This window comes from Streptomyces yaizuensis, from assembly GCF_034961445.1.
In the GTDB taxonomy this organism is placed as follows: domain Bacteria; phylum Actinomycetota; class Actinomycetes; order Streptomycetales; family Streptomycetaceae; genus Streptomyces; species Streptomyces yaizuensis.
In genome coordinates this window covers 854,491-873,636 of sequence record NZ_BSBI01000002.1, presented here as the reverse complement: position 1 = coordinate 873,636, position 19,146 = coordinate 854,491, and the positions used below count along the sequence as shown (strand labels likewise).

The 19,146-nt window shown below is 71.1% G+C and carries 16 protein-coding genes and 1 riboswitch; of the genes, 5 read left to right on the top strand and 11 right to left on the bottom strand.

Going from position 1 to position 19,146, the window contains the following annotated elements; genetic code table 11:
* Positions 1 to 59 precede the first annotated feature (59 nt).
* Positions 60 to 1,274, top strand: a complete 1,215-nt coding sequence (locus SYYSPA8_RS07615) for a glycerate kinase family protein (RefSeq protein ID WP_323446184.1) — start codon at positions 60 to 62, stop codon at positions 1,272 to 1,274.
* On the opposite strand, the gene SYYSPA8_RS07610 is transcribed toward SYYSPA8_RS07615, so the two are convergent.
* From SYYSPA8_RS07610 to ctaE, 6 genes are all read right to left on the bottom strand, one after another.
* Complete coding sequence (locus SYYSPA8_RS07610) at positions 1,229 to 2,623, bottom strand: aminotransferase class V-fold PLP-dependent enzyme (RefSeq protein WP_323446183.1); 1,395 nt, start codon at positions 2,621 to 2,623, stop codon at positions 1,229 to 1,231. The two genes, SYYSPA8_RS07615 and SYYSPA8_RS07610, sit on opposite strands and share 46 nt — an antisense overlap.
* 255 nt (positions 2,624 to 2,878) lie before the next feature.
* Positions 2,879 to 2,996: riboswitch (SAM riboswitch) on the bottom strand.
* Positions 2,997 to 3,314: 318 nt separating this feature from the next.
* Entirely contained in the window at positions 3,315 to 4,379 is a 1,065-nt protein-coding gene (gene trpD / locus SYYSPA8_RS07605) for an anthranilate phosphoribosyltransferase (protein ID WP_323446182.1), read from the bottom strand.
* Between the two features lie 128 nt (positions 4,380 to 4,507).
* Positions 4,508 to 6,145 (bottom strand): cytochrome bc1 complex cytochrome b subunit, encoded by a 1,638-nt coding sequence (gene qcrB / locus SYYSPA8_RS07600; RefSeq protein WP_323446181.1) that lies wholly within the window; start codon positions 6,143 to 6,145, stop codon positions 4,508 to 4,510.
* A complete protein-coding gene (gene qcrA, locus SYYSPA8_RS07595) occupies positions 6,142 to 7,224 on the bottom strand; it encodes a cytochrome bc1 complex Rieske iron-sulfur subunit (protein WP_323446180.1) in 1,083 nt (360 codons plus the stop codon). Before qcrA ends, qcrB begins: the two co-directional genes overlap by 4 nt.
* Positions 7,221 to 8,033, bottom strand: coding sequence for a cytochrome bc1 complex diheme cytochrome c subunit (gene qcrC, locus SYYSPA8_RS07590; RefSeq protein WP_323446179.1), 813 nt, complete (start codon positions 8,031 to 8,033; stop codon positions 7,221 to 7,223). The genes qcrA and qcrC overlap by 4 nt, the downstream gene beginning before the upstream one ends.
* 77 nt (positions 8,034 to 8,110) lie before the next feature.
* A complete protein-coding gene (gene ctaE / locus SYYSPA8_RS07585) occupies positions 8,111 to 8,728 on the bottom strand; it encodes an aa3-type cytochrome oxidase subunit III (RefSeq protein WP_323446178.1) in 618 nt (205 codons plus the stop codon).
* Between the two features lie 203 nt (positions 8,729 to 8,931).
* Here ctaE and SYYSPA8_RS07580 point away from each other — a divergent pair, with 203 nt between their 5' ends.
* Positions 8,932 to 9,333 carry a hypothetical protein gene (locus SYYSPA8_RS07580; protein WP_323446177.1) on the top strand — a complete coding sequence of 134 codons (402 nt, stop codon included), beginning with the start codon at positions 8,932 to 8,934 and terminating at the stop codon, positions 9,331 to 9,333.
* A gap of 65 nt (positions 9,334 to 9,398) precedes the next feature.
* On the opposite strand, the gene SYYSPA8_RS07575 is transcribed toward SYYSPA8_RS07580, so the two are convergent.
* From SYYSPA8_RS07575 to ctaC, 4 genes are all read right to left on the bottom strand, one after another.
* Positions 9,399 to 10,649: a L,D-transpeptidase gene (locus SYYSPA8_RS07575; protein WP_323446176.1), complete on the bottom strand. Its 1,251-nt coding sequence runs from the start codon at positions 10,647 to 10,649 to the stop codon at positions 9,399 to 9,401.
* A 126-nt stretch (positions 10,650 to 10,775) separates the two neighbouring features.
* On the bottom strand, positions 10,776 to 11,174 hold the full coding sequence (locus SYYSPA8_RS07570; RefSeq protein WP_323446175.1) for a cytochrome c oxidase subunit 4: 399 nt from the start codon (positions 11,172 to 11,174) through the stop codon (positions 10,776 to 10,778).
* The gene (gene ctaD, locus SYYSPA8_RS07565) at positions 11,171 to 12,910 is read right to left on the bottom strand and encodes an aa3-type cytochrome oxidase subunit I (RefSeq protein WP_323446174.1); all 1,740 of its coding nucleotides are present in this window, start codon (positions 12,908 to 12,910) and stop codon (positions 11,171 to 11,173) included. Before ctaD ends, SYYSPA8_RS07570 begins: the two co-directional genes overlap by 4 nt.
* Positions 12,907 to 13,872 (bottom strand): aa3-type cytochrome oxidase subunit II, encoded by a 966-nt coding sequence (ctaC, locus tag SYYSPA8_RS07560; protein ID WP_323446173.1) that lies wholly within the window; start codon positions 13,870 to 13,872, stop codon positions 12,907 to 12,909. The genes ctaD and ctaC overlap by 4 nt, the downstream gene beginning before the upstream one ends.
* Positions 13,873 to 14,205: 333 nt before the next feature.
* On the opposite strand from ctaC, the gene SYYSPA8_RS07555 reads away from it, so the two are divergent.
* Positions 14,206 to 15,570 (top strand): cysteine desulfurase/sulfurtransferase TusA family protein, encoded by a 1,365-nt coding sequence (locus tag SYYSPA8_RS07555; RefSeq protein WP_323446172.1) that lies wholly within the window; start codon positions 14,206 to 14,208, stop codon positions 15,568 to 15,570.
* A 74-nt stretch (positions 15,571 to 15,644) separates the two neighbouring features.
* On the opposite strand, the gene SYYSPA8_RS07550 is transcribed toward SYYSPA8_RS07555, so the two are convergent.
* Positions 15,645 to 16,619, bottom strand: a complete 975-nt coding sequence (locus SYYSPA8_RS07550) for a carbohydrate kinase family protein (protein ID WP_323446171.1) — start codon at positions 16,617 to 16,619, stop codon at positions 15,645 to 15,647.
* Positions 16,620 to 16,751: 132 nt separating this feature from the next.
* Here SYYSPA8_RS07550 and SYYSPA8_RS07545 point away from each other — a divergent pair, with 132 nt between their 5' ends.
* Together SYYSPA8_RS07545 and SYYSPA8_RS07540 are read left to right on the top strand one after the other, a co-directional pair.
* Positions 16,752 to 16,994, top strand: a complete 243-nt coding sequence (locus SYYSPA8_RS07545; protein ID WP_323446170.1) for a hypothetical protein — start codon at positions 16,752 to 16,754, stop codon at positions 16,992 to 16,994.
* A 470-nt stretch (positions 16,995 to 17,464) separates the two neighbouring features.
* Positions 17,465 to 19,111 (top strand): hypothetical protein, encoded by a 1,647-nt coding sequence (locus SYYSPA8_RS07540; protein ID WP_323446169.1) that lies wholly within the window; start codon positions 17,465 to 17,467, stop codon positions 19,109 to 19,111.
* Positions 19,112 to 19,146 lie beyond the last annotated feature (35 nt).

The window sequence follows — 19,146 nt, the reverse complement described above, 5'->3', positions numbered from 1 at the left end:
CCCCTCCCCCACCCCCCTCATACGTCCGGTCCGTCCCTCCGTTCGTCAGGAGTACGCATATGCTCACCCGATTCGCCATCGCCCCCAGCGGTTTCAAGGAGTCCCTCTCCGCGCAGTCCGCGGCCGAGGCCATCGCCGAGGGGGTGCGGCGGGTGGTGCCGGACGCCGAGATCGATCTGATCCCGCTGGTCGACGGCGGGGAGGGCACGGCCCGCGCGCTGGCGACCGCGTCCGGCGGACGGCTGGTCCCGCTGCGGGCCACCGGCCCCACCGGCGAGCGGATCGGCACCCACTTCGCGCTCCTGGGCGGCGACGCGGAGACCGCGGTGGTCGAGATGGCCGCCGTCGCCGGGCTCTCGCTGGTCCCCCGCGAGCTGCGGGACCCGGGCGCGACCACCACGTACGGCGTCGGCGAGCTGATCTCGGCCGCGCTGGACACCGGCGTACGGCGGATCCTCGTCGGCTGCGGCGACTCCGGCACCTCCGACGGCGGCGCGGGCGCGCTCCAGGCGCTGGGGGCCCGGCTGCTGGACGCGGACGGCCGCGAACTGCCCTTCGGCGGCCGGGAGCTGACCCGGATCGACCGGATCGACGCGAGCGGTCTCGACCCCCGGCTCTCCGAGACCGAGATCCGGGTGGCCTGCAACCCGTTCAACGTGCTCTGCGGGGAGCGCGGGGTGGCCCGGGTCTTCGGCCCGCAGAAGGGCGCGACCCCGGCGCAGGTGGAGCAGCTGGCGGCGGGGCTGGAGCGGTGGGCCGCGGTCCTCACCCGCGATCTGCGGGTGACGGCGGACCTGTGCCAGGGCCCGGGTACGGGGGCGTCCGGCGGCCTGGGCGCGGGGCTCGCGGCCCTCGGCGCCCGGCTGCTGCCCCGCTTCGACGTGCTCCTGGACCATCTGGACCTGGACGAGCGGCTGGCCCGCGCCGACCTGGTGGTGACGGCCGAGGGCGCGCTCGACCACCAGACCCCGCGCGGCAAGGTGCCCGCCGAGGTCGCCCGCCGGGCCAAGCGGTACGACCGTCAGGTGCTGGTCCTCGCCGGGACCATCGGCGAGGGGGCGAACCAGGTGCGGTCGGCCGGTGTCGACGCGTACAGCGCGATCCTGCCGGCGCCGGTGTCGCTGACGGAGGCGCTGGGGCGGGGCGGGGAGTTCCTCGCCGACGCCACCGAGCGGGCCCTGCGGATGATCCTCATCGGGACCCGGCTGCCGGGCGGCCCCCGCGGGCCTCAGCCGGTGGTGTCGGGGACGCAGCGGCCGTCCTCGGTGCGGTAGGTCCAGCGGGCGCCGTGGGCGACCAGTTCGCGCACGGCGTTCAGGAACCGCTCCACGTGCTCGTCGGGGGTGCCGGCGCCGAAGCTGACCCGGATGGCGTTGAGGGACTTCTCGCCGGGGGCGGCGTCGGGGGCGCCGCACTCCCCCGGGTCCCGGGGGTCGCTGCCGAGCAGGGTGCGGACGAGGGGGTGGGCGCAGAAGAGGCCGTCGCGGACGCCGATGCCGTACTCGGCGGAGAGCGCGGCGGCGAAGTGGGAGCTGTTCCACCCCTCGACCACGAAGGAGATCACCCCGACCCGGGGGGCGTCGTCGCCGAAGAGCGAGAGCACGGTGACCTCGGGGACCTCGGCGAGGCCGGCCCGGACGGTGGCGACGAGGTGCTGTTCGCGGGCGACGAGGGAGTCGAAGCCGGCCTCGGTGAGGGCCTTGCAGGCGGCGGCGATGGCGTAGCCGCCGATGACGTTGGGGGAGCCGGCCTCGTGGCGGGCGGCGGTGGTGTGCCACTCGACCTCGACGCCGCCGTCGGCCCGCCGGGCGACCGTACGGGAGGCGCCGCCGCCCGCGAGGTAGGGCTCGGCGTCCTTGAGCCAGTCGGCGCGGCCGGCGAGCACACCGGAGCCGAAGGGCGCGTACAGCTTGTGCCCGGAGAAGGCGACCCAGTCGACGTCGAGGTCGCGGACGGAGACCGGGTGGTGGGGGGCGAGCTGGGCGGCGTCCAGCACGATCCGGGCGCCGTGCGCGTGGGCGGCGGCGGCCAGTTCCCGCACCGGCCACAGCTCGCCGGTCACATTGGACGCGCCCGTCACACAGACCAGGGCGGGGCCATACGGGTCGCGGTCGGCGAGGGCGCGCTCCAGCGTTGCGACGGCCTGCTCCGGGGTGCGGGGCGCGTTGAGGTAGGTCACCCGGGCGTCGCTCCAGGGCAGCAGCGAGGCGTGGTGCTCGGTCTCGAAGACGAAGACCTGGCAGTCGGCGGGGAGCGCGGACGCGAGCAGGTTCAGCGAGTCGGTGGTGGAGCGGGTGAAGACGACCTGGTCGTCGTCGCGGCAGTCGAGGAACGCGGCGATGGTGGCGCGGCTGTTCTCGAAGAGGTCGGTGGAGAGCTGGGAGAGGTAGCCGGCGCCCCGGTGGACGCTGCCGTAGTACGGGGCGTACGCGGCGACGTCGTCCCAGACCCGCTGGAGCGCGGGGGCGCTGGCGGCGTAGTCGAGGGCGGCGTAGGTGACCTCGCCGCCGGTGACGAGCGGGACGGTGACATCGCGGCCGAGGACGGGGAGCGGGGCGCCCACGGCGGCGGCGAAGTCAGGGGCGGTGACGGTGGCGGCGGCGGTGTTCGGGCATGCGGACATGGCGGAGTCTCCCGGGTGTGACAGGGCGAAGTGGCGTCGTGGACCCGTACGGGAGCGCGGCGCGGCCCGGTCACTGCCGGGGTGGGCGCGGGGCACTCAAGGGGTACGGGGATGCCCCGGGCGCGCGGCTGTGCCGCGGTGCGGGGGTGCACGAAGAAGTGCGGAAGGGTACGAAGAAGGGGCGGTGTTCGCCCTAACGCATTCGCTTGCTCACGAGACTGCTCCCTTGAGGACCAGGACCCCAGGGTTCGCAGGGGTCCGCGCTTGCCGCGGGCCTCGCTGCCCACGGCCTGGTCTTCACCCGGGGCACCCCGCCACGGACGGAGGGTTGCCGGACAGCGGGCCGGGGCCGTAGTCGCTGTCGCTCATGACCTGCGGAGACCGTATGCCAGTGGATCAGCCGCGCGCAACCCCGTCCCGTATCCCGGACCGGTGGGAGGGGGTCCGGGGGGACGGGGGCACGGCGGCGGGCCGGTCAGCGCCGGGTGCGGGGGCGCAGCTTCAGGAACTCGACGGCCGCGCGGGCCTCACGCAGGACCCATCCGCCCGCCGTCATCACCGCTTGTCCCAACGCTTCCATCGCGCCTGTCCCTTTCGTTTCACCGTTACTGCCCGGTAGGACGCAGGGACGGGCCGGAGGGTTGCACGGGACCGGAAGCTCGTACTCCGGTCCCGTAGGGGCGCAGGGGCCTCAGGCGTTGGTCGCCGCGACCCAGCGGGCCAGGACGTCCCGGGCCGCGCCGGAGTCGATGGACTCGGCCGCGCGGGCGATACCGGCGGCGATCTGCTCGGTGAGGGGCGCGTCGCTCGGGTCCAGGGCCACCAGCGCCGCGGCCGAGTTCAGCAGGACGGCGTCCCGCACCGGACCGGTGCCGCCCGCGAGGATCCGGCGCGCGACATCGGCGTTGTAGGAGGCGTCGGCGCCCCGCAGCGCCTCCACGGGCACCAGGGGGATCCCGACGTCCCGGGGGTCGAAGGACTCCTCGCGCACGGCGCCGTCGCGGACCCTCCAGACCCGGGAGGTCGCCGTCGTCGTCAGCTCGTCGAGACCGTCGTCGCCCCGGAAGATCAGCGCGGAGGAGCCGCGCTCCGCGAGCACGCCCGCCATGATGGGCGCCATCCGGGCGTCGGCCACGCCGGTCGCCTGCGCGCGGACCCTGGCCGGGTTGGTCAGCGGGCCGAGGAAGTTGAACGTGGTGCGGATGCCCAGCTCCTTGCGGGCGGCGGCGACGTGCCGCAGCGCGGGGTGGAACCGTACCGCGAAGCAGAAGGTGATCCCGGCCTCCTCGGCGACCTCGGCGACCCGCTCCGGCGCCAGCTCCAGATTGACGCCCAGCTTCTCCAGGACGTCGGAGGCCCCCGACGCGCTCGACGCGGCCCGGTTGCCGTGCTTGACGACCTTGGCGCCGGTGCCGGCCACCACGATCGAGGACATCGTGGAGATGTTCACCGTCCGCGCGCCGTCGCCGCCGGTGCCGACGATGTCGACGCTGGGGCCGGGGACCTCGATCAGCCGGGCGTGCCGGTACATCGTGCGCACCAGGCCGGCGATCTCCTGGACGGTCTCGCCCTTGGCCCGCAGCGCCACCGCGAACCCGGCGATCTGGGCGTCGGTGGCCTCCCCGGAGAGGATCCGGTCCATCGCCCAGGCCGTGGCGTCCGCGCTCTGGTCGTGGTTCTCCAGGAGCGAGTTCAGCACGCCGGGCCAGGAGAAGTCCGCCACGCTGTCGCCGCCGGCCGGGGTCACAACGTTCATGGTCCGCTCCTGGGTCCATCGGTCAAGGGGACTTACACCCTATCCAGCCGCCGGGAACGGCGAAGAGCCCCGTCCAGGCAGTGGACGGGGCTCCCGCTGTGGCGATCGTGAACGATCAGGTCAGGCGATCAGTGGTGGCCGTGGCCGCTGGTGATCTCCTGGTACTCCTCGGCCGTCGGCTTCGGGATCTGGTGGCCCTCGCCGTAGAAGCCCTGGCTCAGCTTGGCCTGGGTCTTCTTGATCAGCGACACCTTGCGCCGGACGCCGTTCTCGTCGACCTCGGGGCCGATCTCCAGCGGCTTGTACTGCTCGTGCGAGGTCAGCGTGTGCAGCTCGCCCTGCGACAGCGGCTCGTGCACCTCGATGAACTCACCGTGCGGCAGCCGCTTGATGATGCCGGTCTCGCGGCCGTGCAGCACCTTGTCGCGGTCGCGGCGCTGGAGGCCCAGGCAGATCCGCTTGGTGACGATGAACGCGATGACCGGTCCGGCGAAGAAGAAGATCCGGACGAACCAGGTGATCGCGTTGATCGACAGGTTGAAGTGGGTGGCGACGATGTCGTTGCCACCGCCGATCAGCATGATGAAGTACGCGACCAGCCAGGCCACACCGAAGGCGGTCCGGGTCGGGGCGTTGCGCGGGCGGTCCAGGATGTGGTGCTCGCGCTTGTCGCCGGTGACCCAGGACTCCAGGAACGGCCAGACCGCGATGGCGCCCAGCATCAGCGGGAAGATCATCAGCGGGATGAAGACACCCAGCGCCAGGGTGTGACCCCAGAAGTTGATCTCCCAGCCGGGCATCACCCGGATCAGGCCCTCGGCGAAGCCCATGTACCAGTCGGGCTGGGCGCCGGTGGAGACCTGGTCGACCCGGTAGGGGCCGAGTGCCCAGATCGGGTTCAGCGTGGCGATCGCGGAGATCACCGAGATGATGCCGAAGACCAGGAAGAAGAAGCCTCCCGCCTTGGCCATGTAGACCGGCAGCAGCGGCATGCCGACGACGTTCTTCTCGGTGCGGCCGGGACCCGCGTACTGCGTGTGCTTGTGGTACACGACGAGGATCAGGTGGCCGACGAGCAGCGCCATCATGATGCCGGGCAGCAGCAGGATGTGGATCGAGTAGAACCGGGACACGAAGTCGTGGCCGGGGAACTCGCCGCCGAACAGGAACATCGAGATGTACGTGCCGACGATCGGCACGGACAGGATCGCGCCCTGCATGAAGCGGACACCGGTGCCGGAGAGCAGGTCGTCCGGGAGCGAGTAACCGGTGAAGCCGGTGAACATGCCCAGGACCAGCAGCAGGAAGCCGAAGAGCCAGTTGACCTCGCGCGGCTTGCGGAAGGCGCCCGTGAAGAAGACGCGCATCATGTGGACCATCATCGCGGCGACGAAGATCAGCGCGGCCCAGTGGTGGATCTGCCGGATGAGCAGACCGCCGCGGACGTCGAAGCTGATCTCCAGCGTCGACGCGTACGCCTCCGACATGCGCACACCCTGGAGCGGGATGTAGCTGCCGTGGTACGTGATCTCGTTCATCGACGGGGTGAAGAACAGCGTCAGGTACACACCCGTGAGGATGATGATGATGAAGCTGTAGAGGCAGATCTCACCGAGCATGAAGGACCAGTGGTCCGGGAAGATCTTCCGCATGTTGGCCTTGGCCAGGGTGTAGATCCCCAGGCGGCCGTCGGCCCAGTCGGCGACCCGCTCACCGGCGGGTGCCTTGCGCTCGTCGCGCTTGCTGGTGTCAGTTGCTGTACTCATCCGCGCTCCCAGAAGGACGCACCGACGGGCTCTTCGAAGTCGCCGAGCGCTTCGAGGTTGCCCTGCGCGTTCACACCGATCTGCAGCTGCGGAAGGGCGTGGCCGGCGGGGCCGAAGATGACCCGGGCCCCGTCGGAGAGGTCGAAAGTGGACTGATGGCACGGGCAGAGCACGTGGTGGGTCTGCTGCTCGTAGAGGCTGATCGGGCAGCCGACGTGGGTGCAGACCTTGGAGAAGGCGACGATGCCGTCGTGCGACCACTCCAGCTCGCGCTTGTCCTTGATGTCCTCCGGCTGGATCCGGACGAGCATCAGCGCGGCCTTGCCGATCTCGATCTGGAAGTTGTGGTCGTCCTCCTTCAGCCCTTCGGGCATGGCGAAGACGAGCGAGCCCACGGTGATGTCCTCGGGGCGCAGCGGCTCATGCGTGTTCATGTTGATGAGCTGCTTGCCCTTGGCCCACAGGGTCTCGCGCAGCTTCCGCTCCGGCAGCGGACCGAGGTCGCGCAGGAGGACCACGCCGGTGAGCGGCACCAGGGCCAGCGCGCCGAACATGGTGTTGCGGATCAGCTTGCGGCGGCCGAAGCCGGACTCCTCGTTGCCCGCCGCGAGGTCCGCCAGGACCTTGGCCTTGACCTCGGGGGACGCCTCGATCGGGTGCCGGTCGTCGGCGACCTCGACATCGGACATGAGGGTACGGGCCCAGTGGACCGCGCCCGCGCCGATGAAGAAGAGGGCCGCGCCGAGCGTCCAGCCGAGCGAGAAGTTCAGGGCGCTCACCCGGCCGAAGGGCCAGATGTAGACGAGCTTGTCGACCGGGAAGATCACGAAGCAGGCGATGAAGGCGACGGTGGCCAGCATCGACAGCGTGAACAGCAGGGCGACCGTGCGCTCGGACCGCTGGGCGGCCCGCTCGTCGATGTCCTGTATGCGCGGCTTGTGGGCCGGCAGTCCCGGGTCGTGGAACGGGTCGTCGTCCACCCGCTTGGCCAGGGCGGTGGTGCCGCCGTGACCTGCCGCGCCGTGCGCGGCGGCCTGCTCTTCGGGCAGGTTCTCTTCTGGAATGTCTTGGCTACTCATGACTTCTTGGCCTTAGCGGTGTGGGCCGCGACCCAGACGGCGGCGGCGATCAGCCCCCCGAGTCCGAAGATCCACGCGAACAGACCCTCGCTGACCGGGCCGAGCCCGCCCAGCGTGAGACCACCGGGGCTCGACGCGACCTTGGGGTCGTTCATGGCCTCGACGTACGCGATGATGTCCCGCTTCTCCTGCTCGGGCATGACCCCGTCGGGGAAGGAGGGCATGTTCTGCGGGCCGGTCTGCATGGCCTCGTAGAGGTGCTTGGCGCTGACGCCTTCCAGCGTGGGGGCGTACTTGCCCTCGGTCAGTGCGCCGCCCTTGCCGGTGAAGTTGTGGCACTGGGCGCAGTTGGTACGGAAGAGCTCGCCACCGTTGCCGACGTCCGCGCCGGTGGGGCTGTACTGCTTCTCGGTCGGCGTGATCGGACCGGCGCCCAGCGAGGCGACGTACGCCGCGAGCTGGTCGATCTCAGCCTGGGTGTAGATGTTCTTCTTCTTCGGCACCTGGGCACCGGGCTGCTGGGCGGGCATCCGGCCCGTGCCGACCTGGAAGTCGACGGCGGCGGACCCGACACCGACCAGGGACGGCCCGTCGGTGGTGCCCTCACCATCGGTTCCGTGGCAGCTGGCACAGCCGACGGTGTAGAGCTTCTTGCCCTCCTCGATGGCGAGGGACTGGGAGGTTTGGTCGGCCTGTGCCGTGTCCGCGGGCGCGAACGCTGCGTACAGCCCCCCGGTGGCCGCCAGCGCGAGGAGTAGGACGACGACCGCCGCCAGCGGATGGCGTCGTCGTGCGGAGAGCTTTTTCACGGATTACCCCGGTGTCAGGATTTTCTGCGTCGATGCTTGCTGGACTGAGTCTGCTCGGGCGTCGGAGCCCGCGCCGGTTACTTGATCATGTAGATCGTGGCGAAGAGGCCGATCCAGACCACATCGACGAAGTGCCAGTAGTAGGACACGACGATGGCGGAGGTTGCCTGCTCGTGGGTGAATCGTCTGGCCGCGTAGGTCCGGCCCAGGACCAGCAGGAAGGCGATCAGACCGCCTGTCACGTGCAGTCCGTGGAAGCCGGTGGTCAGATAGAACACCGAGCCGTACGGGTCGGAGGAGAGGGAGACCCCGTGCTGGACCAGCTCGGTGTACTCGTAGACCTGGCCTCCGACGAAGATCGCGCCCATGATGAACGTGACGATGAACCAGGTGCGGAGCTTCTTCACGTCACCGCGCTCGGCGGCGAAAACGCCGAGCTGACAGGTGAGCGAGGAGAGCACCAGGATCGTGGTGTTCGTCATCGAGAACGGGAAGTTCAGAAGGTCGGCCCTGGAGGACCAGTACTCGGCACCCGTAACCGAGCGCAGAGTGAAGTACATCGCGAAGAGGGCCGCGAAGAACATCAGCTCGGAACTCAACCAGATGATGGTTCCGACGCTGACGAGGTTCGGCCGATTGACCGACGGGTGCGCGTGCCCGGTTTCTACTGTCGTTGCTGTCGCCACGACCGACATTATGTCGGTCGCTTATCCCGCCCTCACTCCGGGGGGTGCCGTTCGGTGTGTCCATGGGTGCCCCGCGGCCCGTTCGGCCCAGCGCGCGAGGGTCCGAACGGCTGTTTACCGGCAGTTGGAGCGAGTACCATCCGGCCCATCGGTACCTGATCCCCCGGGGCGCCCGTCAGGGGCCCGCCGGGGTACGACGACGCGGAGGAACCATGCAGCCGACCGCCACCGTGCTGGTCTACAGCGACAACGCCACCACCCGTGAGCAGGTCCGGCTGGCGGCGGGGCGCAGGCCGGCGGCGGACGTTCCCCCGGTCGAGTTCATCGAGTGCGCGACCCTGCCGGCGGTCCTGAAGGAGCTGGAGCGGGGCGGGATCGACATCTGCGTACTGGACGGGGAGACCACCCCCGCGGGGGGCATGGGCGTCTGCCGGCAGATCAAGGACGAGGTCTTCGACTGCCCGCCGGTGCTGCTGCTGATCGGCCGTCCGCAGGACGCCTGGCTGGCCACCTGGAGCCGGGCGGAGGCCGCTGTGACGCTTCCGGTGGACCCGGTGGAGTTCGCGGGCGCGCTGGCCGGTCTGCTGCGCGGACGGCAGGCCATAGGGGCCTGAGGGCCCCTGGGAGGCCGTGCGGGCCCGGCCCGGACCGGCGGGGATGCCGGTCCGGGCCGCGGCGCTCAGATGCGCGGGCGCAGCCGGGCGGCGTCGTCGGGCTTGCTGCCGTCCCTGACGCCGGAGACCAGGGCGCTGCCCTCGCGCCACTCGTCCCAGTCCAGGTTCCAGTCGCCGTAGCCGTTCCCGAACGGGTCCATGTACTCGCCGATGCTGTTGACGACCTGGACGATGTCGCCCTCCTTGAAGGTCTCGTAGAACCAGGCGGCGTTCGAGGTGGACATCCCGGTGCAGCCATGGCTGACATTCGCGTATCCGTGCGAGTCGATGGACCAGGGCGCCGCGTGGACGTATTCACCGCTCCAGGTGACCCGGGTGGCGTAGTAGACCGGCAGGTTGTACGCCTCGGAGCCGCCGATGCCGACGCTGGAGCCGCGCATCCGGACGAAGTACTCCTTGCCGAGGACCACCTTGATGCCGTTGCGGGTGGCGAAGCCGGGCTTGCCGGTGGTGATGGGGATGCTGGTCAGCTCCTCACCGTTGCGGAAGACCGTCATCCAGTGCGAGGAGGCGTCGGTGATGGCCTCCATCCGGTCCCCGATGGTGATCGACGCACCCTTGTTGGTGCCGCCGTAGAGCTGGTGGGAGATCTTGATGCCCTTGAGGTTGTTGACGATCCGGACCTTGGAGTTCGCGGGCCAGTACTCCTTGGGCCGGTAGTGCAGGGCGTCGTCGTTGAGCCAGTGCCAGGCGCCCTCGACGGACGGGGTGGACTCGACTTTCAGGGCGCGTTCGACCACGGCCCGGCCGGCGCGGTCGGGCACGGGGTGGCTCAGCTCGGCCACCAGTGGCTGGCCGACGCCGAAGGTGCCCTCCTCCGGGAGGAAGGCGATTTTGAGCAGGCGTTTCGCCGGTGAGGTGGCGAAGGCGTGCACCCGGCTGCCCGGGGCGCCCTCCTTGCTCTCCGTGATGACCTTGGCGGTGTAGCGGGCCCCGGCCGACAGGGCCGCGGTGGAACGCCAGCGGCTGCCGTCGGCCGCGAGTTCCCCGTCGAGATGGTGTCCGGTGTGGTCGACGACGGTCACATCGGTGATCCGCGCCTCCTTGCCCTTGGCGGTGACCTCGAAGGGCTTGTCCGGGTCGGCCTTGGCGCCTCCCCTGGGGGTGTTGAACGCGATGTGCCCGGCGGCGTCGAAGGGCTTGCCCGCGAGCGGGTGAGGGCCCTCCTCTTCACCGCACGCTGTGACGACCGCCCCCAGGGCGAGGACCAGCGCGGTACAGCGGAGAACGGCGCTCCGGTGCGGCTTGTGGTTCATGGTCACCAGGGTAGGAAGACCGGCCCGGGGCCGCGCGCCGAGCGCGTGCAAACGGCGGACCCGGGCCCCTCGCTGGGAGGAACCCGGGTCCGGACGCGGTGTCAGCGGGGCGGGGCTACCGCCGGATCACTGGTTCTGGTTCGCACCGCGGTAGTACTCGAACACCCAGCCGAAGATGCCGATGAAGATCAGCGGGGCGGAGAAGTACATCAGCCACCAGCCGACGGCCACGCCGAGGAAGGCGAGGGCGCTGCCGAAGGCCAGCGAGAGCGGCTGCCAGCTGTGCGGGGAGAAGAATCCCAGCTCGCCCGCCTCGTCGGCGACGTCGGCCTCGGTGTTGTCCTGCGCCATCTCGTCCACGCGCCGGGCCGTGAAGGCCAGGTAGTAGCCGACCATGATGCAGAGGCCGAAGGCCAGGAACAGCGCGGTGGTACCGGCCGGCTCCTTCGACCAGACGCCGTAGAGGATGGCCACGGCGAGGACGAAGACACTCAGCCAGAGGAACATCTTTCCCTGGATCTTCACTTCGCGGCCTCCTTCCCGGCGATGAGGGCCTTGTCGACCTCACCACGGTTTTCGAGCTGGTCGACGACCGCGATCTCGGGGTGGTGGAGGTCGAAGGCCGGCGATTCGGAACGGATCCGGGGCAGCGTGAGGAAGTTGTGCCGCGGCGGCGGGCAGGACGTCGCCCATTCGAGCGAACGGCCATAACCCCACGGGTCGTCGACCTCGATCTTCTTTCCGTACTTCGCCGTCTTCCAGACGTTGTAGCAGAAGGGCAGGACCGAGGCGCCGAGAACGAACGAGGCGATGGTGGAGATGGTGTTCAGGGCGGTGAATCCATCGGCCGCGAGATAGTCCGCGTAACGCCGCGGCATTCCCTCCGCGCCCAGCCAGTGCTGGACGAGGAATGTGCCGTGGAATCCGAGGAAAAGCGTCCAGAAGGTGATCTTGCCGAGTCGCTCGTCCAGCATCTTGCCCGTGAACTTCGGCCACCAGAAATGGAAACCGGCGAACATCGCGAAGACCACGGTGCCGAAGACGACGTAGTGGAAGTGCGCGACGACGAAGTACGAGTCGGAGACGTGGAAGTCCAGCGGCGGCGAGGCCAGGATGACACCGGTCAGACCACCGAAGGTGAAGGTGATCAGGAAGCCGATCGTCCAGAGCATCGGGGTCTCGAAGGACAGCGAGCCCTTCCACATGGTGCCGATCCAGTTGAAGAACTTCACACCGGTCGGGACCGCGATCAGGAAGGTCATGAAGGAGAAGAACGGCAGCAGCACACCGCCGGTGACATACATGTGGTGCGCCCACACGGTCACCGAGAGGCCGGCGATGGCGATGGTCGCGCCGACCAGGCCCATGTAACCGAACATCGGCTTGCGGCTGAAGACCGGAATGATCTCCGAGACGATGCCGAAGAACGGCAGCGCGATGATGTACACCTCGGGATGGCCGAAGAACCAGAAGAGGTGCTGCCAGAGCAGGGCACCGCCGTTGGCCGGATCGAAGATCTGGGCGCCGAACTTGCGGTCCGCCTCCAGCGCGAAGAGCGCGGCGGCCAGCACCGGGAAGGCGAGCAGGACCAGCACACCGGTCAGCAGCACATTCCAGGTGAAGATCGGCATCCGGAACATCGTCATGCCGGGGGCGCGCATGCAGATGATCGTGGTGATGAAGTTGACCGAACCGAGGATCGTGCCGAAGCCCGAGAGGGCCAGACCCATGATCCACATATCGGCGCCGACACCCGGCGAGCGGACGGCGTCCGACAGCGGGGAGTAGGCGAACCAGCCGAAGTCGGCCGCGCCCTGCGGGGTCAGGAAGCCCGCCACCGCGATGAGCGAGCCGAAGAGGTAGAGCCAGTAGGCGAACATGTTCAGCCGCGGGAACGCCACGTCGGGCGCACCGATCTGGAGCGGCATGATCCAGTTCGCGAATCCGGCGAACAGCGGCGTCGCGAACATCAGCAGCATGATCGTGCCGTGCATCGTGAACGCCTGGTTGAACTGCTCGTTCGACATGATCTGCGTACCCGGACGGGCCAGCTCGGCGCGCATGAAGAGCGCCATGAGGCCGCCGACACAGAAGAAGGCGAACGACGTGACCAGGTAGAGCGTACCGATCGTCTTGTGGTCGGTGGTGGTCAGCCACTTCACCACCACATTGCCCGGCTGCTTGCGCCGTACCGGCAGCTCGTTCTCGTATGAGTCGTCAGCTGCTGCGGCGGCACCCTGGGATTCGTTGAGGATGCTCACAGTTGCTTCTTCTCCGCGTTTTTGGCCGGGTCCGTCTGCTTGATGCCGGACGGGATGTAGCCGGTCTGGCCCTTCTCGGCCAGCTGCTTCAGGTGCGCCTGGTAGCGCTCCGGGGAGACCACCTTGACGTTGAAGAGCATCCGGGAGTGGTCGACACCGCACAGCTCGGCGCACTTGCCCATGAAGGTCCCCTCCTTGGTCGCGGTGACCTCGAAGGCGTTGGTGTGACCGGGGATCACGTCCTGCTTGAAGAGGAAGGGAACCACCCAGAAGGAGTGGATCACGTCTCGGGACGTCAGGATGAAGCGGACCTTCTCGCCCTTCGGCAGCCAGAGCGTGGGGCCCGGGTTGCCGTTCTGCGGGTTCCGGGTGCCCGGGATGCCGTAGTCGTAGACACCGCCCGCGTTCTCCGGCAGGGCCTTCAGGTACTTGTCCGGAATGGCCTTGAGGTTCTTGTCCGTCTTCGCGTCACCGGTCACGCCGGGGACGTTCTCGATGTAGTTGAAGCCCCAGCTCCACTGGTAGCCGACCACATTGATGGTGTGGGCGGGCTTCTTCGACAGGGAGAGCAGCCGGGACTCGTCACGCGCGGTGAAGTAGAAGAACACCGAGACGATGATGAGCGGAACCACGGTGTACAGCGCCTCGATGGGCAGGTTGTACCGGGTCTGCGGAGGAACCTCGACCTTGGAACGCGTACGCCGGTGGAAGAAGACACTCCACAGGATCAGCGCCCACACCAGCACGCCCGTGACGAGCGCAGCCGCCCACGAGCCCTGCCAGAGGGAGAGAATGATCGGCGCCTCTTCCGTCACCGGCGTTGGCATACCGAGGCGGGGGAAGTCCTTGTATGTGTATTCGCAACCGGTGGCGGTCACCAGGATCAGGCCCGCAGTCAGCACCTGCGGCAGCTTCCGCCGCATCGGGCGCCGCGACGAGCGGTCGGAGCCGTTGGGACTCACGTAGCGCCTTCCCGAGAGTCTCGGCCCGCGCGGCGGGCTGCGGCCGTCTCGCTGGTCGGTCGCCGGCCCTGACGCGGGCAGGGGGTTTGGATGTTTATGCGGACCAAACCCTACTGGACGCTATTTGGGGTCGCGCGGGGAGGGTGCCCAACGCGCCGTCCGACACCCCGAAGGGGTGGATTTCCGCTGGACAGAGCGGGGGTGGGCACAGGTTTACGGGGGTGGGAGAGGGGTCCTGGGCGGGGGGTCGGGCAGGGTGCGGGGCACCCGCCGGAGCGGGTCGGGCGCGGGCGTCTGACGCCCCCTCGGGTACCGGGGGTTAGCTTTGGCGGCGTGTCCTACTTCGATGTCGCCTCCTCCGCCCCGCTGCACCCCGTGGCCCGTCAGGCCCTGATCGCCGCCCTGGACGAGGGGTGGGCCGACCCCGCCCGGCTCCACCGCGAGGGGCGCCGGGCCCGGCTGCTGCTGGACGCCGCCCGGGAGACGGCCGCCGACGCGGTCGGCTGCCGCCCGGACGAGCTGATCTTCACTCCTTCGGGTACCCGGGCGGTGCATCTGGGGGTCGCCGGGGTGCGCGCGGCGCGGCGGCGGGTCGGGAGCCGGGTGGTGGTGTCGGCCGTGGAGCACTCGTCGGTCCTGCACGCGGCGGGCGACGACGCGGCCGAGGTGCCGGTGGACCGCTTCGGCCGGGTGGACCCCGCCGTCTTCGCCGGCGCGCTCACCGCCGATACCGCGCTGGCCGCGCTCCAGTCCGCCAACCACGAGGTGGGGACGGTCCAGCCGGTGGCCGAGGCCGCCGAGGCCTGCCGGGCGGCCGGGGTGCCGCTGCTGGTGGACGCGGCCCAGTCACTGGGGTGGGGTCCGGTGGACGGGGACTGGTCGCTGCTGACGGCGAGCGCCCACAAGTGGGGCGGGCCCGCCGGTGTGGGGCTGCTGGCCGTACGGAAGGGGACCCGGTTCGCCCCGCAGGACCCGGCGGACGAACGGGAGTCGGGGCGGTCCCCCGGCTTCGAGAACATTCCGGCGGTCCTCGCGGCGGCGGCCTCGCTGCGGGCGGTGCGGGCGGAGGCAGCCGAGGGCGGGTTGCGGCTGTCCGCGCTGGTGGACCGGATCCGGGCGCGGGTGCCCGCGCTGGTGCCGGACGTGGAGGTGGTGGGCGACCCGGTGCGCCGGCTCCCCCATGTCGTCACCTTCTCCTGTCTCTATGTCGACGGTGAGGCGCTGCTGCACGAGCTGGACCGGGCGGGGTTCTCGGTGTCGTCGGGTTCCTCGTGCACGTCGGGGACGCTGACGCCGAGCCATGTGCTGCGGGCGATGGGCGTCCTGAGCGAGGGCAATGTGCGGGTGTCGCTGGGGGCGGGGGCCACGGAGGAGGAGGTGGAGCGCTTCCTCGGGGTGCTGCCCGGCGTGGTGTCCTCGGTACGGGAGCGGCTGGGCGCCCCGGGGGCGGCGTCCGCCGCGGCTCCGGGCGCGGGCCCGGTGGTGGTGGACGCGCTGGGGAAGCGGTGTCCGATCCCCGTCATCGAGCTGGCGAAGGTGATCGGCGGGGTGCCGGTCGGGGGGACGGTGACGGTCCTGTCGGACGACGCGGCGGCCCGGCTGGACATCCCGGCGTGGTGCGGGATGCGGGGGCAGGAGTACCTGGGCGAGGAGCGCCGGGAGCGGGGTTCGGCGTACGGGGTGCGCCGGCTGGTGTGAGCGTGGCGGCGGATACGGCGCGGGGCCCGCACCATCATCGGTGCGGGCCCCGCGTCGTCCGGGATGCGGCCGGATCAGGCCAGGTGGCGCTGGATCTCGGCGCCGGCCTCTTCGCCGTACGCCTTGACGAAGCGCTCCATGAAGTGGGCGCGGCGCAGGGTGTACTCCTGGGTGCCCAGGGTCTCGATGACGAGCGTGGCGAGCATGCAGCCGAGCTGGGCGGCGCGCTCCAGGCCCACGCCCCAGGAGAGGCCGGAGAGGAAGCCGGCCCGGAAGGCGTCGCCGACGCCGGTCGGGTCGACCTTGGCGTCCTCGTCGGGGCAGCCGACCTCGATCGCGTCCTCGCCCGTGCGCTCGATGCGCACACCGCGCGAGCCGAGGGTGGTGATCCGGTGGCCGACGCGGGAGAGGATCTCCTCCTCGCTCCAGCCGGTCTTGGACTCGATGAGCCCCTTCTCGTATTCGTTGGAGAAGAGGTAGGTGGCGCCTTCCAGCAGGACCCGGATGTCGTTGCCGCTCATGCGGGCGATCTGCTGGGAGAAGTCGGCGGCGAAGGGGATCGCCCGGGAGCGGCACTCCTCGGTGTGGCGGAGCATCGCCTCGGGGTCGTCGGCGCCGATGAGGACCAGGTCGAGGCCGCCGACGCGCTCGGCGACGGAGTGCAGCTCGATCAGCCGGGCCTCGCTCATGGCGCCGGTGTAGAAGGAGCCGATCTGGTTGTGGTCGGCGTCGGTGGTGCACACGAAGCGGGCGGTGTGCAGCACCTCGGAGATGCGGACGGATCCGGTGTCGACGCCGTGGCGGTCGAGCCAGGCGCGGTACTCGGCGAAGTCCGAGCCGGCGGCGCCGACGAGGACGGGGGTGGTGCCGAGCTGTCCCATTCCGAAGCAGATGTTGGCCGCGACCCCGCCCCGGCGCACATCGAGGGTGTCGACCAGGAAGGACAGCGACACCGTGTGCAGCTGGTCCGCGACCAGCTGGTCCGCGAAACGGCCGGGGAAGGTCATGAGATGGTCGGTGGCGATGGAGCCGGTGACTGCGATGCGCACGGCGGTGGGTGCTCCCGAGGAGGCGGCGGACATGACACCTCACGCTACCTGGTCGGGCAGCGTGAGGCAGGCATACGAAACTACCCGATAGTAGGTCTTTTTGCCGCGCTTCCGGCTGCGTACGGTGCAGATATGAACCGGTACACCTCCCCCCTTCCGTACCACTGGCCCACCACACCACAGGAGGCACAGCAGCCACGGGGGTACGAGTACTCGCTGGCGGAGCTGCGGGGCGACTGCGTGCGGATGGCTCCGCACTGGGCGGTGCCCGCCGAGCCACTTCCGGCGCCGGTGCCGCCGTCCCGGATCCGGGGGGTGACCGTGCCCGCCGCCGCCGACCGGCTGATCGACGCGATGTCCGAGTACGGGGGCTGAGCGGCCGCGCGGGCCGGGACCCGCGCCCGGGTCGCCGGAGCACCGGCGGGCGGCGGGGCACGGCCCGGTGACTGTACGAGCACCGCACGGCCGGCGCGCCGGTGCGAGCCGGTGGCAGGCGCACCTGTCGCGGGCCGGGCCCCCGGCGGGCGGGTCCCGGGCGCCTGCGGGCGGACCGCCCGCGAGGCGTAGCCCGGTCCCTCGTACGAGCACCCCTGCGAGCACCGGGCGCCCGGTTCGGGAGCCGTCGCGCCCACCCGCGCCCACCCGGGGCCGGCGGGCGCGAGCACCGGGTGGACCCCTCGTGCGAGCCGGCGACGGGCCACGGCGCACCTGTCGCGGACCGGCGCGGGCGCGGGCGGGCGGGCCGGCGCGCGGAAGGGCGCGGAGCCGTGGGGGAACCGCCGGGGCCGCTGTTCCGTCCCATCCCTGCCCACGCGTCGCGGGGGCGGGAGGGAAGGAGCGATCCGGTGGACAGCAGCGAGTTGGACCGGGCCGACGGCCGGCGGGGTGCCCGCCGGCGCGGCCCGCTGATCGGCGTGGCGGTCGCGGTGGTCCTGGTGGCGAGCGGCGCCGGGACGTACATCGCCGCCGCCGACCGGGGCGGCGACGGGCCGGCAAAGGACCGCACCACCACGGCGGGCGAGGCGGCCGGGACACGCGGGGACACCGGTGCCGCCGCGCCGCCGCCCGCGCTCTCCGTACCGCCCGAGTCGCCCGAATCGCTCGCCACCCCCGCTCCGGGCGGGCCCGGCCCCTCCGGTGGCACGGTCTACCGGGCGGCGGGCGAGCTGCCCGAGGGGCCGGCGCGCGCGACGGTGTACCGCCCGGTGGGTTCGGTCTCCGCGGCCGAGGCCACCCGGCTCGCGCGGGCCCTGGGGCTGACCGGCGAGGTGCCCCGGTCGTCCGGCGCGGAGTGGGTGATCGGCGCCGGCAAGGACGGCGCGGAGCCGAGCCTGCGGGTGGCGAAGGCGGCCCCGGGGACGTGGTCGTACAGCGCGTTCGGTGGCGGGTCCGGTTCGGACGACTGCCGGCGCGGCCGGGACTGCCCGGCGCAGACGCCGGGTGCCGGTGCCGGGGACGCGCCCGGGGAGCGGGCGGCGACGGACGCCGCCGGTCCGGTGCTGCGGGCGCTGGGCCTGGCGAACGCCTCCGTCTCCGCGCGGCAGGCGGTCGGCGCGGTCCGGGTCGTCACCGCGGACCCGGTGGTCGGCGGGTCGGTGACGTTCGGCTGGTCGACCGAGCTGCGGATCGGCGCGGGCGGCGCGGTGGTCGGCGGCTCCGGCCGGTTCACCGAGGTCGAAAAGGCCGGCGCGGAGAAGGTCCTGTCGGCGGCGAAGACCCTGGAGGGGCTGAACAGGGAGTCGCGGATCCTCGCCCCCTGCGGCATCGACCTGCCGCACGCTACCGGTCCCGCGCTGAAGCCGGGGGCCGTGCCGCACGCGGCCACCTCGGCCAGGACGACCGCGCGGGGCGCCCAGTCGCCGCCCCGGATCCCGTGCGGGCACTGCGCCACCGATCTCCCGGCGGACGGCCAGGGCGACGCGGAGATCACCTGCTCGAAGGCGATGCCGCCGGCCGCTCCCCGGCGGCTGACGGTCACCTCGGCCGTGCTCGGCCTGTCGCTCCAGTACCCGGACGGGACTCCGGCGCTGGTGCCGTCCTGGCTCTTCCGGGTGGAGCCCCGCCAGGCCGGACAGCAGCCGTACACCCTGGCCCGTCCCGCGCCGGCGAGCTGGCCGGCGCTGTCCTCGTCGGGCAAGGGCCGCGAGGCCGCGCCCGTTCCCGACGAGCCGTCCGAACCGGTCGAGCCGGTCGAGCCGCCGGCCGCGAAGGAGCCCCCGAACCCGCCGGAGGCCGTGCCGGGCTCCCCCTCGTACAGCGTCTCCGGGCGGAAGCTGACGGTCACGTTCTGGGGCGGGATCTGCGACGACCACCGGCTGACGGTGAAGGAGAGCGACGACCGGGTGGTGGCCGAGGTGGTGCGGACCCCCGATCCCGGTGAGGTCTGTGCCGCCGTCGCGAAGGAGTTGCGGGAGTCGGCGGTGCTCGACCGGCCGCTGGGCGACCGGAAGGTCGTGGACGCGGAGACCGGCAAGGCGCTGGCCCGGTCCTGACCCGGTCCCGGGGGCTCCCGGGCAGCACGAAGGCG